The sequence below is a fragment of the Humibacter sp. genome (genome assembly GCF_051954055.1).
GTDB lineage: Bacteria > Actinomycetota > Actinomycetes > Actinomycetales > Microbacteriaceae > Humibacter.
Genome location: NZ_JBQCIE010000118.1, coordinates 1 through 14,034 on the forward strand (window position 1 = coordinate 1; position 14,034 = coordinate 14,034).

13 protein-coding genes are annotated in these 14,034 nt (G+C 70.1%); 12 read left to right on the forward strand and 1 reads right to left on the reverse strand.

The features are described from left to right. Positions 1-35 precede the first annotated feature (35 nt). The 11 genes from ACTHNC_RS15520 (at position 36) to ACTHNC_RS15570 (ending at position 12,441) form a co-directional block, all read left to right on the forward strand. Positions 36-1,421 carry an LLM class flavin-dependent oxidoreductase gene (locus ACTHNC_RS15520; RefSeq protein WP_440295534.1) on the forward strand — a complete coding sequence of 462 codons (1,386 nt, stop codon included), beginning with the start codon at positions 36-38 and terminating at the stop codon, positions 1,419-1,421. A gap of 290 nt (positions 1,422-1,711) precedes the next feature. Next, a complete protein-coding gene (locus tag ACTHNC_RS15525) occupies positions 1,712-2,893 on the forward strand; it encodes a class I SAM-dependent methyltransferase (protein ID WP_440295522.1) in 1,182 nt (393 codons plus the stop codon). Next, entirely contained in the window at positions 2,890-3,618 is a 729-nt protein-coding gene (locus tag ACTHNC_RS15530) for an NAD(P)H-hydrate epimerase (RefSeq protein ID WP_440295523.1), read from the forward strand. Before ACTHNC_RS15525 ends, ACTHNC_RS15530 begins: the two co-directional genes overlap by 4 nt. A 27-nt stretch (positions 3,619-3,645) precedes the next feature. Next, positions 3,646-4,353: a DeoD-type purine-nucleoside phosphorylase gene (locus ACTHNC_RS15535; protein ID WP_440295524.1), complete on the forward strand. Its 708-nt coding sequence runs from the start codon at positions 3,646-3,648 to the stop codon at positions 4,351-4,353. An 86-nt stretch (positions 4,354-4,439) separates the two neighbouring features. Continuing rightward, complete coding sequence (locus tag ACTHNC_RS15540; RefSeq protein ID WP_440295525.1) at positions 4,440-4,889, forward strand: polyketide cyclase; 450 nt, start codon at positions 4,440-4,442, stop codon at positions 4,887-4,889. Further along, a complete protein-coding gene (locus ACTHNC_RS15545) occupies positions 4,882-5,379 on the forward strand; it encodes a MarR family winged helix-turn-helix transcriptional regulator (protein WP_440295526.1) in 498 nt (165 codons plus the stop codon). The genes ACTHNC_RS15540 and ACTHNC_RS15545 overlap by 8 nt, the downstream gene beginning before the upstream one ends. A 34-nt stretch (positions 5,380-5,413) precedes the next feature. Further along, positions 5,414-8,845, forward strand: a complete 3,432-nt coding sequence (locus tag ACTHNC_RS15550) for a DEAD/DEAH box helicase (RefSeq protein ID WP_440295527.1) — start codon at positions 5,414-5,416, stop codon at positions 8,843-8,845. A 110-nt stretch (positions 8,846-8,955) separates the two neighbouring features. After that, positions 8,956-9,294 carry a YciI family protein gene (locus tag ACTHNC_RS15555; RefSeq protein WP_440295528.1) on the forward strand — a complete coding sequence of 113 codons (339 nt, stop codon included), beginning with the start codon at positions 8,956-8,958 and terminating at the stop codon, positions 9,292-9,294. 2 nt (positions 9,295-9,296) lie between these two features. Further along, a complete protein-coding gene (locus ACTHNC_RS15560; protein WP_440295529.1) occupies positions 9,297-10,592 on the forward strand; it encodes an RNA polymerase sigma factor in 1,296 nt (431 codons plus the stop codon). Between the two features lie 114 nt (positions 10,593-10,706). Next, on the forward strand, positions 10,707-11,921 hold the full coding sequence (locus ACTHNC_RS15565; protein WP_440295530.1) for a hypothetical protein: 1,215 nt from the start codon (positions 10,707-10,709) through the stop codon (positions 11,919-11,921). Between the two features lie 79 nt (positions 11,922-12,000). Next, positions 12,001-12,441, forward strand: coding sequence for a YdeI/OmpD-associated family protein (locus ACTHNC_RS15570; RefSeq protein ID WP_440295531.1), 441 nt, complete (start codon positions 12,001-12,003; stop codon positions 12,439-12,441). Here the strand turns inward: ACTHNC_RS15570 and ACTHNC_RS15575 are convergent. Beyond that, positions 12,432-13,259, reverse strand: a complete 828-nt coding sequence (locus ACTHNC_RS15575) for a helix-turn-helix domain-containing protein (protein ID WP_440295532.1) — start codon at positions 13,257-13,259, stop codon at positions 12,432-12,434. The two genes, ACTHNC_RS15570 and ACTHNC_RS15575, sit on opposite strands and share 10 nt — an antisense overlap. Before the next feature lie 111 nt (positions 13,260-13,370). Between ACTHNC_RS15575 and ACTHNC_RS15580 the strand changes: the two genes are divergently transcribed. Continuing rightward, complete coding sequence (locus ACTHNC_RS15580) at positions 13,371-13,886, forward strand: VOC family protein (protein WP_440295533.1); 516 nt, start codon at positions 13,371-13,373, stop codon at positions 13,884-13,886. The last annotated feature ends 148 nt before the right edge of the window (positions 13,887-14,034 follow it).

Genomic DNA, 14,034 nt, shown 5'->3' on the forward strand with positions numbered 1-14,034 from the left:
TGACGTCGGCGCCGGGGCCCGGCAACGTGTCTGGCGTGGCCCGCGTGATCCGCTTCAACGCCTTCGACATGAACTGCGTCGCCCACCAGTCCCCCGGACTCTGGCGGCATCCGCATGACCAGTCATGGCGCTACAAAGACCTCACTTATTGGACCGAGCTCGCACAGTTGTTGGAGCGCGGACGGTTTGATGGGCTGTTCATCGCCGACGTGCTCGGCACTTACGACATCTACGGCGCCAGCGACGAAGCCGCGATCCGGCAGGCCGCCCAGATCCCGGTCGGCGATCCGCTGCTGTTGGTGTCGGCGATGGCGCTGGTAACAGAGCACCTCGGGTTCGGCATCACGACCGGCACGGGTTTCGAACATCCCTACCCATTCGCGCGACGGCTCTCAACGCTCGACCACCTCACCAACGGCCGCATCGGCTGGAACGTCGTCACCGGATACCTCCCGTCGGCGGCGCGGAACATGGGGCACGAAGACCAGCTCGAGCACGACGACCGGTACGACGTGGCCGACGAGTACCTCGAGGTGCTCTACAAGCTGTGGGAAGGCTCCTGGGAAGACGACGCCGTCGTGAAGGATGCCGCAAGCGGCATATTCACGGAGCCCGCGAAGGTGCACGAGATCGGACACAAGGGCAAGCACTTCAGCGTGCCGGGCATCCACATCGCTGAGCCCTCGCCGCAGCGCACGCCCGTGATCTACCAAGCGGGTGCGTCGTCGCGTGGCGTTCGCTTCGCCGCAGAGAACGCGGAGGCGATCTTCATCGCCGGGCCGACTAAGGAGGTCGTCGCATCCACGGTGAAGAAGATCCGGGATGCGCTCGAGGCCGCCGGCCGCGACCGTTACGCCGCGAAGATCTACACACTGCTCACGATCATCACCGATGAGACCGACGAGGCGGCGCAGGCGAAGTACGAGGAGTACCTGAGCTATGCGAGCGAGGAGGGCGCCCTCGTCTTCATGTCGGGCTGGATGGGCATCGACCTGTCGCAGTACGCGCTCGACGAGCCGATCGGCAACGTGAAGTCGAACGCGATCCAGTCCGTCGTGGCGAGCTTCCAGGAGAACAACGAAGACGGCCGCGAATGGACCGTCGGCGATATCGCCAGGCACAGCGCCATCGGCGGCCTCGGGCCGTTCGTCGTCGGGTCCGGTGAGACGATCGCGGACCGGCTGCAGCAGTGGGTGGACGAAACCGACGTCGATGGTTTCAACCTCGCCTACGTCGTGACGCCTGGCACGTTCGAAGACATCGTGGAGCACGTGGTCCCGGTGCTGCAGGAGCGCGGCGCCTACCCGACGGAGTACGACGAGGGCACGCTGCGCAACAAGCTGCACGGTGCCGGCGACCGGGTACCCGACGACCACCGCGCCGCGAAGTACCGCGTGGGCGCGTTCTCCCGTACCGCCTGACGCACATCCGGTCGGCCGACCAGCACGGGAGCGACGAAACCGGTCTCGTTCGCGCATCGCACGATCCGCTCGGCGGTGCCCCGCCCGTTCATAACTCCTGCAACTTCGTTCGCGGACGGCCGGTCGAGCCGTACTTGCCCGGAAGGGCCGGTGCGTGCCGACGAGATTGCAGGAGTTATGAACCGGGGGACCCGGGGGACCGGGGACGCGGGGGACCGGGGACCGGGGGACCCGGGGGGCCGGGGGCCGAGGGACCGGGGACGCGGCTGTGCCGGCCCTACGCTGAGTGGATGGCCGAGTTCGAGTGGGGGCGGTTGCGCCGCTGGCCCGACACCGAGGCCGACAACCTGTTTGCTTCGGATGCCGCGGATCGGCTGATCCTCGACACCGCGGCATCCGCGCTCGGCCAGGTGCAGCCCGACGAGGTCGTTGTGGTCGGCGACACGTACGGAGCGCTCACGCTCGCGGCAGCCGACCGGATGCGCGGTGCCGCAGGCGCGCGCGTTGCGGCGCGCATCCGGGTGCACCAGGACGCCCTCGTTTCAGAACGCGCCCTCGCGGCCAACGTGGAGCGGTTCCGGCTGCAGGACTCCTACATGTCGCTGGACCTCCACCCCGATCTGGTCCGTGGTGCACGAGTGGTGCTGCTGCGTCTGCCGAAGAGTCTCGACGAGCTCGACGAGATCGCCGGGATGCTCGCGGCGCACGCCGACCCCGCCGTCTCGGTCTTCGCCGGCGGCATGCAGAAGCACCTCACGCCCGCCATGAACGACGTGCTCGCCCGGCACTTCGGTCGCATCGACATCGGTCTCGGCCGGCAGAAGGCCCGGGTGCTCACGATCACCGAGCCTCGACCGGCGCCGAACACCGCGGCCGAATGGCCGCGGCGCGAGTTCCACGCCGACATCGCGCCCGGGCTGTGGGTGTGCGCACACGGCGGCGCGTTCGCCGGCACACGCATCGACATCGGCACCCGCTTCCTGTTCGAGCACCTCGACGAGGCCGTTCCCGCCGCAGGGACCGCTGTCGATCTCGCGTGCGGAACCGGCTCGCTCGCGACAGCTCTCGCGCTGCGGCGACCGGCCGTGCACGTGATCGCGAGCGACCAGTCCGCCGTGGCCGTGGCATCCGCTCGGGCGACCGCGGAGGCGAACGGCGTGGGCGGCCGCGTAGAGGTGCGGCGCGAAGACGCCGGCGAAGGCATCCCCGACGGATGGGCGGACCTGGTGCTGCTGAATCCGCCGTTCCACAACGGCGCAGCCCTCGATCTACGGGTCGGACGGATGCTCGTGGCCGCCGCCGCGCGCATCCTCGCCCCCGGCGGCGAGCTCTGGACCGTCTACAACTCACACCTGGACTACCGCCCGGCGCTGCGCAAGCTCGTGGGCCCGACGCGGCAGGTGGACCGCAACCGCAAGTTCACGATCACGGCGTCGACTCGGGCCGCCCCGCGCGTATCGTCACTGTCGTGATCCGGGGATACTCCGCCGAGCAGATCCGCGCGGCCGAAGCGCCGCACCTGGCCGCGGGCGAACCGCTCATGGCGATCGCGGCGGCTGGACTCGCGGAGGTCATCCGCGAGGAGCTGGCAACGCTCGGCATCCCCTTGGCGGACGCCACGGTGCTGCTCCTCGTGGGCTCCGGAAACAACGGCGGCGACGCGCTGTTCGCCGGGGCGGAGCTGGCGACATCCGGATGCCACGTGTCGGTCGCCGAGCTCGGCTCGCGCGTGCACGCGGACGGGCTGGCGGCCGCGCTCCAGGTCGGTGCGCGCACTATCGAGCTCGACGGAAGCGGAGCCGCTGCCTCGACCGGCGCATCCGACTCCCGAGCCGTGGCCGCGGTGCTGGATGCCGCAGCCGACGCGCACGTCATCGTCGACGGCATCCTCGGTACGGGTGCCTACCGCAGCCCCGCGCTCCGCGGCCTCGCACGCGAGGTGGTCGCCACGCTGCAGCCGCTGGCGTCGGCGCCCGGTCGTCGCGTCGTCGCGGTGGATCTGCCGAGCGGCGTCGACCCCGACACCGGCGCCGTACCCGACGAGACCGTGCTGCGGGCGGACGCCACGGCCACCTTCGGTGCACACAAGGCGGGCCTCCTGCGCCCTCCCGCGTCGTCGTACGCCGGGCGCATCGTGCTCGTCGACATCGGCCTCGGCCCCGAGCTCGACGGCGTCGAGCCGCTGATCACGATCTGAACCGACCACCGCAAGCAGGGAGACCACATGCCTACACCGCACATCGCAGCCGGACCGGGCGAGATCGCGCCGCTCGTGCTGATGCCCGGCGATCCTCGCCGCGGTCGCAGGATCGCGCAGGAGTTCTTCGACGACCCCCGGCTCGTCACCGACGTGCGGTCGATCGAGGGATGGACCGGCAGCATCCGCGGGCGCGCCGTCACGGTGATCGCGTCGGGCATGGGCATCCCGTCGATGAGCATCTATGCCACCGAGCTCTACCGCTTCTACGACGTGCAGCGCATCGTGCGCGTCGGCACGACCGGCGGCCTCGCCGAGGGGCAGGCGCTCGGCGACCTGGTCATCGCGTCCTCCGCGCACACGGACTCAGCACTGCCCGGCCTGCAGATCCCCGGCGTCAATCTTAGCCACGCTCCCGCGTACGGGATGCTCGAGGCCGCCGTCGACGCCGCCCGCTCCCGGGGTCTCCCGTACCGCGTCGGCCCGGTGCTGAGCTCCGACACGTTCTACGGCAGTCCGCCGGAGAAGGCGGCAGCGCTGGCCGCGCGCGGAACGCTCGGCATCGAGATGGAATCCGCCGGGCTGTACGCGATCGCCGCGCTGGAAGGGCGCGAGGCGCTCACCGTGCTGACCGTCAGCGACCACATTCTGCGCGGCGAGGAGGTCAGCTCCGCCGACCGTGAGACCGGATACGCACCGATGGTGGAGGTGGCTGTCGAGGCGCTGTTCTCCTGAGACTCTTGCGTGCTCATCCGTTCTCGGATAGTCTGTGTACAGATCATCCGAGAACGGACGATTCCGACCAAGCACGAGGAGCCACCATGTGGAGCACCGAATACACCGCGCACACCCCGCTGTCAGCCGCTGAGGTCTGGGCGGCGCTGCACGCACTGCACGAAGGGCGCCTGACCTACGAGGGATGCGACGAGTTCGTCCTGCACGGACCATTCGCCGTCGGCACCCGCGTCTCGGTCACGCCAGAGGGGCAGGAGACCTTCGACTCGACCATCGTCGACCTCGTCGAGGGCTCGACCTACGCCGACGAGACCGTGTTCGACGACCTTGTGCTGCGATTCCGACACACGCTCGTGGCCGAAAGCGACGGAACGAGCGTGACGCACCGGCTCGAGATCGACGGGCCGTCCGCCGACGAGGTCGGTCCAGAGCTCGGGCCGCAGATCTCCGGCGACTTCCCGGAGTCGATGCAGCGCCTGCTTGAGGCCGCTGCCGCCGGCGGATTCGACGCGGAAGAAGAGCCGGCGGATGCCTGACGACACCGCCGGCTTCCGGCCCCGAGGCACCGAGACTCCCGCGACCGGAACCCGCTTCCCCGGTGGCCCGGCGGAGAGCCCAGGGTTCCTGCTGTGGCGCGTGACCGGCGTGTGGCAGCGAGCGATGGCATCCGCTCTCGCACCGCTCGGGCTCACGCATCCGCAGTTCGTGCTGCTGGCCTGCGCGTGGTGGCTCAGCCGCGCTGGCGAGACGCCGAACCAGGTGCGGGTCGCGGCTCAGGCGGGCGTCGAGGTGAAGACCGCGTCGGAGGTGTTCGGGCGGCTGGAGGCGAAGGGGCTGCTCACCCGTGCGACCGATCCGAACGATAGCCGGGCGAAAGTGATCGGCGTGACGCCGGAGGGCGAGAAGCTGGCGACCAAGGCGGTCGCCGTGGCGGAGGAGGCCGATGCCGCGTTCTTCGGCGGCGTCGACTCCGAGCGCGTCGTCTCGGTGCTGCGGGCGCTCGCCGTCGGGCGCGAAGACGACTGACCACCGGTCGGGGGGTGCGTGAGAGGATGCTGCGGTGTCCGGCCCCGCGTACCCGATCGTCGAGCCGAGCGTCATCCGCAGCTACGTCGGCGAGGCCGCATTCGGGCGCGCGGACGCGTACGCGAACACGGCGGTGCTCGAGCTTCGTTGGAAGCTCGGCATGCTCGAGGCGACCATCGCCGGATCCGAGCCGCAGCCGTATGACACGTGGGTGACGCTGGTGCCGGCATCCGGTGGCCGATACCGGCCGACCGCGAGCGGATGCTCCTGCCCGGTCGGCAGCCGCTGCAAGCACGTCGCCGCAGCGATGCTCGCCGCCCGTGAGACCCAGCTGCGAGCGGATGCCGCCGCCTCCGATGATGTTCCGGGCTGGCGCTCCGCCGTGCGCACGCTCGCCGCCGAGCCACCCCGCGAATACACACCGCTGGCCCTCATCGTCGAGGTGCGCGAGCGCATCCAGAACCGCACGGGCGGACGCTGGAATCGCGTCACCGAGACGGCCCGCGCCGCCACCCGGCAATCGACGGGACGCGTCGAGATCACCGCGCGCATCGGGGCCCCGGGCAAACGCGGCTGGGTTGGCGCCCAGCTGAGCTGGGGATCCCTGCAGTACCGCACGCACGAGCTCGGCTACGACCCGGCGCAGGTGCGCTGGTTCCTCGAGTTCGAGACGCTCGCGCGCGCCGCGCCTGGCCGCTACTTCCACGTCGAGAACAACAGGCTCGATCTCGCCGAGTTCTCCAGTCCCCTGCTCTGGCGGCTGTTCGCGGATGCCCGCGAGCGCGGCATCCCGGTCGTCGCCGGCAACACGAACGGCTCGGTCGGGTTCGCCGAGCGGGCGCACGTGGTGGTGGATGCCGCCGAACGCGACGGCGGGTTGGTGCTCGTGCCGAGCATCCTCGTGGACGGGTCACCCGTCGACCCCTCCACCGTGCGCACCATCGGTGACCACGGTGTCATCGTGCTGGAGTGGCCGTCTTCTCGGGACACCGGTGTCGAGGGCGGCCCCGTCGTCACGCTCGCGCCGACCGATCGTCCGATCTCCGGAGCCGTCCTCTCCGCGCTGCGTCGCGGCGCGATCCAGGTGCCGGCCGCTGAGGTGGCGGAGTTCCAGAGGGAGGCGTACCCGCAGCTCGCGCGGTCTGTGGAGGTGCGGGCGGTGGATGCGAGCATCCGGCTTCCCGAGCTCAGCCCGCCGCTCCTGGTGCTCACCGTCGAGTTCCGCGCAAGGCAGACGGTCACGCTGGGCTGGTCGTGGGAGTACCGGTTCGGCGCCGAGGTGACGCGCTTCGGGGCGACGGCCGGGGCATCCGATGGCGGACGGCGCGATCTCGAAGCCGAAGCGGACGTGCTCGCGGCGGTGACGCAGGCGGCACCCGCGGCGATCGTGGACGACGGGCTGCTCGTCGACCGCACCATGTCGGGAGTGGATGCCGCCGAGTGGGTCGCGCACATGCTCCCGGCGCTCGAGGCGCTCGCGTCGGAGCCCGGCAGTGACCAGGCCGCGAACCCCGGCCTCCGCGTCGACATCGTGGGCGACCGTGTCGACTACCAGGAGCTGACGGACCGGCCCGAGCTGACCGTGACGACCGTGCCGACCGACCAGCGGGACTGGTTCGACCTCGGTGTGCTGGTCACGGTGCAGGGCAGGCAGATCCCGTTCCTGCCGTTGTTCCGCGCGCTCGCCACGGGCAAGAAGAAGCTGCTCCTCGTCGACCACAGCTACCTCTCCCTGAACCAGCCCGTGTTCGACCGGCTGAAAGACCTGCTGGTCGAGGCCGAGGGACTCGCGGAATGGGAGACCGGACCGCGCATCAGCCGCTACCAGGCGTCGCTCTGGGAGGACTTCGAAGACCTCGCCGACCAGTCGATGCCGGCCGTCGAGTGGCGCGCGACCGTAGCCGGACTGCTCGCGTCACCGGCCGGCGGTGCGGAGGTCGTGACGGATGCTCCGCTGCCGGCAGGCCTGCACGCCGAGCTGCGCCCGTATCAGCGTGCTGGGTACGACTGGCTTGTCTTCCTCTGGGAGCACGGCCTCGGCGGAGTACTCGCCGACGACATGGGGCTGGGCAAGACCCTGCAGACACTGGCGCTGATCGCGCAGGCGCGCTGGAGCTTGGAGCGGAGGCCATTTCTGGCCTCCGCCGCGACGCCAGCGCCGACCGCCGTCTCGGCGGTCGGTTCCCGCGAGGAGACCGCCCCGCCCTTCCTCGTGGTGGCGCCCGCATCGGTGGTCGCGAACTGGGCGAGCGAGGCGGCGAGGTTCACGCCCGGCCTGCGCGTGGCATCCGTCACCGCGACCAGACGCAAGGAGCGCACGTCGCTGCGGGATGTCGTCGCCGGCGCCGACATCGTGCTCACGACGTACACCGTGTTCCGTCTCGACCACGAGGAGTTCACCGCGCAGAAGTGGGCAGGGCTCGTGCTCGACGAGGCACAGTTCGTGAAGAACCACGCGTCGCAGACGCATCGGCTCGCCCGTGAGGTGGATGCTCCGTTCCGCCTCGCCGTCACCGGAACGCCGCTGGAGAACAACCTGCTCGAGCTGTGGGCGATGTTCCAGATCGTCGCGCCTGGCCTGTTCCCGTCCCGCCGCCGGTTCGTCGAGGAGTACGTGAAGCCGATCGCGGCTGCCGCCAGTCCTGTTCACGGGACCGACGAGGCGCACGGCCGCGCGCGACTCGAGCGGCTGCGGCGGCGCATCCGTCCTCTCATGCTGCGGCGCACCAAAGACGTCGTCGCGCCCGAACTGCCGGAGAAGCAGGAGCAGGTGCTGAGCATCCCGCTCGCACCGAAGCACCGTGCGCTGTACGACACGTGGCTTCAGCGCGAGCGGCAGAAGGTGCTCGGCCTGCTCGACGACCTCGACCGGCAGCGCTTCATCGTGTACCGCTCGATCACGCTGCTGCGCATGCTCGCGGTGGATGCCTCGCTCATCGACCCCGCGAACGAAGGCGTGCCATCGACCAAGCTCGACGCGCTGCTCGACCAGCTGAGCGACGTGCTCGCCGAGGGGCATCGCGCGCTCGTGTTCAGCCAGTTCACGTCGTATCTCGCCAAGGTCGCCGCGCGACTGGATGCCGCGGGCATCCGGCACTCCTATCTGGACGGCTCGACCAGACGGCGGGCCGACGTCATCCGCGGGTTCCGCGAGGGCGACGACCCGGTGTTCCTGATCAGCCTGAAGGCCGGCGGATTCGGCCTCACGCTCACCGAGGCGGACTACGTTTTCCTGCTCGACCCGTGGTGGAACCCGGCAGCGGAGGCGCAGGCCATCGACCGCACACACCGCATCGGCCAGACCAAGCAGGTGATGGTGTACCGCATGGTGGCATCCGACACGATCGAGGAGAAGGTGATGCGCCTCGCCCGCAGGAAGGGCGAGCTGTTCGACGCGGTGCTCGACGACGACGGCGCGTTCTCGTCCGCGCTGTCGGCCGACGACATCCGTGCCCTCCTGGAGTGATCCCGCTGTCGATTTCGGGCGGGCGTTCGCGTCGGTATGAATGAGCCCGGATGCCGGGCCGCCGCGACGATCACCTGTCACGGAACACACGAGAAGACAAGGATGAGGCCATGGCCGAATACATTCTGCTGGTGCACACCGACGAGTCCGAGATGCCGAGCGGCGTCGGCGACGACGTGAGCTCACCGTTCGCGGAGTTCATGCAGCGCAACGCCGACCGCCTGCTCAGCGGTGCGGGTCTGACCGGTCGCGACACGGCAACCTCGGTGCGCCGCGACGCATCGGGCGCCGTCACCGTCACCGACGGCGTCTTCGTCGAGAGCAAGGAGGTGCTGGGCGGCTACTGGATCGTCGACGTCGCCGACCTCGACGAGGCGATCGCCCTCGCGAAGGAGGTGCCCGTCGTGAACGGCGGCGTCGAGGTGCGGCCCGTCGCCATGCGGAGCTGACCGTGCACGACGCCGGCACGAACGGCCCGCAGCCCGGTGTAGCATCCCCGGCCGCCGTCGCCGCGGCGGTCGCGGATGCCCATCGGCGCGAGTGGGCGTTCGTGCTGGCGGCCACCGTGCGGGTCACCGGCGACCTCGACGACGCGGAGGAGGCGGTGCAGGATGCCTACGCGCGCGCCCTCGAGGCGTGGCCGGAGCGCGGCATCCCGGCGAACGCCGGTGCGTGGCTGACCACGGCCGCGAAGCGCCGAGCCCTCGACCTGCTGCGCCGAGCGGATGTCTCCCGCCGCGCCCTGCCCAGGCTCGCCGACCCGGACGAGCGAGCCGCGGCATCCGGAGCGCCGATCGCCGACGAACTGGATGCCTCGCCCGTCACCGACGACCGGCTGCGGTTGATCTTCACCTGCTGCCACCCCGCGCTCGCCTTCGACTCCCGCGTCGCGCTCACGCTGCGCATGGTGTGCGGGCTGAGCACCCCGGAGGTGGCGCGCGCGTTCCTCGTGTCGGAGCCGACGATGGCCGCGCGGATCACTCGGGCCAAGCACAAGATCGCCCAGGCCGGCATCCCGTACCGCGTGCCGGGCGATGCGGAAATCCGGGAGCGCATCGACGGTGTGCTCGACGTCGTGCACCTCGTCTACGCCACCGGCCACACCGCTCCGGCCGGCGCAGAGCTGGTGCGCCGCGAGCTCAGCGAGCGCGGCATCGAGCTGGCCGAGCTGCTGCGGCTTCTGCTGCCCGGCGATGCGGACGTCGCCGGCCTGCTCGCGCTGATCTACCTGACGGAGGCGCGGCGTCCGGCGCGAACGGATGCCTCGGGCGACGAGCTCCTGCTCGAGGAGCAGGACCGCGACCGCTGGGACCGCCGCTACATCGAGCGTGGGCTCGACCAGCTCGCCGTGGCGACGGATGCCCGCGACCCAGGTCGCTTCACCCTCCTGGCGGCGATCGGCGCCGTTCACGACTGCAGTCCGAGCTGGGAGCAGACGGACTGGCAGCGCATCGCACTGCTCTACGACCGGCTTCGTGAACTCTGGCCGTCACCCGTCGTCGAGCTGAACCGCGCGATCGCGATCGGCTTCGCCCGCGGCCCGGCGGCGGCCATCCCACTGCTCGACGAGCTCGCCGTCGAACCGCAGCTCGTGCGCTATCCGTATCTGCAGGCGGCGCGGGCCGACATGCTCGAACGGCTCGGACGCATCCAGGATGCCGCCCTCGCCTACGACGAGGCGATCGCGCTGTGCGACAACGACCGTGAGCGCGCGCGACTGCGTCAAAAGAAGTCGATGGCCAGGTGACATCCAGATAACAGGTGGATAACATAGGGACGCTGTGCCGTTCGACGCGGTGCCCCACGTAAAGCTGCCGTGAGCCTCGCGGTGGTTCCGCCCAGCCCCGAAGACCCCGCCCTCGTGACAGATCCCGTTCTCCCCGTTCGCTCCGCGACCGGGCCCGGCTCTCAGTCGAGTGCGCCCAAAGCAGGAGCGGGCGAGCGGGTCTTCCTCAGTCGACGAGAGCGTCGGGCGTTCGAGGAGGCCGAGGCACGCAGCGCGGTGCCGCACGCAACACAGGTCGACGTTCGCGAGACGGATGCTCGACTCGACGATTCCCGTCGCGCGCCGGAGGCGAGCCGTGCGCATCACGCCGAGCTCGTTCCGGTCTCCACGCAGACCGGACGCGTACGGCTGCGCCCAGAAGAGCTGGCCAGGTCGACGGACTCCGCTCCGGTGCCGATCATGCTGCCCGGGCCGGACGTACAGGCATCCGTCGCTCCGACCCGGCGCAGTGTTCGCACCGCGCCCAAGCCGGCCGCGAGCGCGAAGCCGGCCGCGAGCGCGAAGCCGAGCAAGTCCAAGCCGGCGAAGCCGACGGGCACGAAGCGTCGTTCACCGCTTTCGCGCATGTTGAGCAAGGCCGTCATCATGCTCGCGGCCGCGGGGCTCGTGGCGACGACGGCGGTGCCGGCGTACGCGCAGTTCGAGCGGCCCACCTGGTTCGACCCCACGACGGGCAAAACACAGACGCTCGCGGTGGGAGCGGTGCAGAGCGGCATCCTCGACCGCAACGACTTCGCCGCCCACACCATGTCGACGGCGCTCGACTCGACGCTCGGAACCGTCGTCGCGCCGGAGGTCCAGGCCGCCGCCCAGCAGCTGATGACCGCCGTCGCCCAGGGACGGCTCACCGGCAGCACCCCCGACCACATCTTCGAGATCCGCTATCTCGCCGCGGGCGAAGCGGTCCCCGGCTGCGGCATCGATTACCGCGTGCTGCAGGCCATCGCGTTCGCGCTCACGAAGTTCAACACCGTGGGCGTGAGCGACATCAACCGGCACTGCACAGGGCAGATCGAGGGCGCGGGCACGGCTTCGGCTCACTACGCGGATGGCGGCGGGCACGCCGTCGACTTCTTCCGACTGAACGGACACGCCCTCACCGGCGGCGACTCCGATTCGATCAAGCTCATCGAGGATCTCGACGCGGTCGTGCCGACGGATTCCACGGTGGGTCAGCAGAACTGCCGCTCGGGCCTGTCGCTCAGCCACTTCAAGCAGATCGACGACACGTGCAACCACGTGCACGTCGACTTCCTCGACGCGAAGGCCGCGACGCTGCTCGGCGGCTGACCACGTCGCGCTCACGACGACGCGGCCGACATCCGCATGACTGACATCGACCTGGCCGACGAAGCATGAAGGAGTGCTGATGACCACGTTCGAGGCGGAACTCTCGCTTGACGGCAAGACGGCGACGGGCATCACCGTGCCCGAGACAGCGATCGAGGAGCTCGGAGGCGGCGGCCGCATCCCGGTCTCCGTCACGATCGGATCGGTCACGTATCCGAGCACGATCTCGCGGATGAAGGGGGTCGCGAAGATCCCGGTGAGCGCCGAGATCCGCGCCAAGGCTGGTGTGGAGGCCGGGCAGCTGCTCACGGTGACGGTCGTGCGCGACGACGCGCCGCGCACCGTCGAGGTGCCGCAGGAGCTGCGTGCCGTGCTGGACGAGCATCCGGATGCCGCCGCCCGCTTCGCCGCGCTCTCGCCCAGCAATCAGAAGCGACACGTGCTGGCCGTCACGTCGGCCAAGACCGACGAGACCAGGCAGCGACGGCTCGCCGCGGTGCTCGCCGAGCTTCAGGGCTGACCGCTCTCTCGCCCGGCGCGGCGGGTGGCGTTCGGAGTCTCGCCGAGCACGGCGCGGTAGCGGCGGGAGAAGTGCGCATAGTCCGCGTACCCGAGCTGCACCGCCAGCGCACTGAGATCGGCCGCCGGCGCCTGGTAGAGCGTGACCGCCGCGGCCCGCAGCCGCCGGCATTCGATGAGCCACTTCGGACTGAGTCCGAGGTACTCCCGCACCGTGCGTTCCAGGGTGCGCGGTGCGACCCCGAGACGTGCGGCCAGTTCCGAGGCACGGTCGATGGATGCCTCCACCTCTGCCAGACGGCACGCCTCGTCAACGAGGCGGTCGCGCTCCCCCACGCGCTCGGCGTACGGCAGCAGCCAGTCGGTCAGCGCTGCGGCGAGCGGCTCGCGCGAGGTGTGCGACATGGCATCCGCGATCCGCTCGACCGGGGCGTCGTCGAGGGGGATGCCTTCGGCCGGCACTGCCCGTGGCGGGACACCGCGGCCCTCGAGCAGGATGCGTCCCGCGCTCGGACGCAAAAGCACACCCACGGCCCAGCCGCGTCCTTTCAGGCGCCGAACACCCACCCGCCCGGTCGGCGGGAACAGGCCGGCCGCCGGGGCGGGGCCGCCTGGCGCACCCTCGACGACCGCGTTGAACGCCGGGTACGTCAGAACGCGCTGGTCGACCGCCTCGCCGCCTTCCGGGACATCCCACCGCACCACCCAGACGTGCCGCACGAGCTCGTCGAGCGATGCAGGCAGAGTGAACCGGTCGAACACAGCGCGCGGGTCACCAGGGTTGAGGTGCCCGCGGGAGCGCGGCGCGGCATCCGTCATCGTGTTCCCTCGTCGTGCTGAGCGGCGCTGTGCTGGCCGGTGTCGTACTGAGCTGCCGGATGTCGCAAAAGTACAAGACGGCGCCGACCCCCGCTGCGTAGCGTCGGAGACATGAGCGAGAACACGACGACAACGCGCGTCACGGCGGCGAACGGTGCGCACACGACCAACGGAATGCCGCACGGATCCACCTCGATCACACCCCACATCGTCGTCCGCGACGCCGCCAAGGCGCTCGACTTCTACCGTGACGTCTTCGGCGCCCGGGTGCTCGACGTCACCCGGTTCCCGGGCGGCGACGGCATCGCGCACGCCGTCGTCGACTTCGGGCACGGCATGATCACGCTGAGCGATCCTCTCGAGTCGGTCGGACTCGTCGCCCTCGACGACCCCGAGCGGCGCCCGTTCACGCTGGCCATCTACGTGACGGACTGCGACGCGGTGACGGATGCCGCGGCATCCGCGGGCGCGACGGTGCGCGAGCAGCCGGCGACGTTCGTCACCGGCGACAGGTACTCGTCGATCCTGGATCCGTTCGGAGTGCGCTGGGCGGTGATGACCCGCGTCGAAGACCTCTCGTTCGAGGAGAGCGCTACGCGCGTGGCGGAGTGGGCGCGCGGGAGCTAGGAGCGGAGGCCATTTCTGGCCTCCGCCGCGACGCCAGCGCCGCGCCCCCGGGAGGGGGGGGGTGTGGAAAAAAAAAAACAAGAAAAAAAATTGGAGAAACCAAAATTTTTAATATTTTTTTTTGTAATTTATTTTTTTTTTTTTTTTT

Bases quoted from the DNA above. Each gene is read 5' to 3' on its own strand.
- ACTHNC_RS15545 (WP_440295526.1), top strand. From the start codon at position 4,882: ATGCCTGACGACACCGCCGGCTTCCGGCCCCGAGGCACCGAGACTCCC.
- ACTHNC_RS15570 (WP_440295531.1), top strand. From the start codon at position 12,001: ATGACCACGTTCGAGGCGGAACTCTCGCTTGACGGCAAGACGGCGACG.
- ACTHNC_RS15580 (WP_440295533.1), top strand. From the start codon at position 13,371: ATGAGCGAGAACACGACGACAACGCGCGTCACGGCGGCGAACGGTGCG.
- ACTHNC_RS15535 (WP_440295524.1), top strand. From the start codon at position 3,646: ATGCCTACACCGCACATCGCAGCCGGACCGGGCGAGATCGCGCCGCTC.
- ACTHNC_RS15525 (WP_440295522.1), top strand. From the start codon at position 1,712: ATGGCCGAGTTCGAGTGGGGGCGGTTGCGCCGCTGGCCCGACACCGAG.
- ACTHNC_RS15555 (WP_440295528.1), top strand. From the start codon at position 8,956: ATGGCCGAATACATTCTGCTGGTGCACACCGACGAGTCCGAGATGCCG.
- ACTHNC_RS15540 (WP_440295525.1), top strand. From the start codon at position 4,440: ATGTGGAGCACCGAATACACCGCGCACACCCCGCTGTCAGCCGCTGAG.
- ACTHNC_RS15575 (WP_440295532.1), bottom strand. From the start codon at position 13,259: ATGACGGATGCCGCGCCGCGCTCCCGCGGGCACCTCAACCCTGGTGAC.